Origin of the sequence: Shinella sp. M31, assembly GCF_049199205.1 — a bacterium.
Classification (GTDB): Bacteria; Pseudomonadota; Alphaproteobacteria; order Rhizobiales; family Rhizobiaceae; genus Shinella.
The window spans coordinates 1-243 of sequence record NZ_JBLZPH010000184.1; the positions used below are offsets into that span (position 1 = coordinate 1).

General features: G+C 63.0%; 1 protein-coding gene. It reads left to right on the plus strand.

The genetic code is table 11. The features are described from left to right. On the plus strand, positions 1-243 hold a 243-nt coding region (locus tag ACOZKU_RS27670; RefSeq protein WP_421581599.1), incomplete at both ends, for an Ig-like domain-containing protein.

Below are 243 nucleotides of genomic sequence, written 5' to 3' on the forward strand. Positions count from 1 at the left end.
GTGGCGAACGGCTCGGGCAACACGGGAAGCGGCACCACCAGCTCCAACAACTACAGCATCGATACTCAGCGCCCGACCGCAACCATCGTCGTAGCTGACACCGCTTTGGCAGCCGGCGAGACCTCGCTGGTGACCTTCACCTTCAGCGAAGCCGTCACCGGTTTCACCAATGCCGATCTGACGATCGCCAACGGCATGCTGAGCTCCGTCAGTTCGTCCGATGGCGGCATCACCTGGACCGCG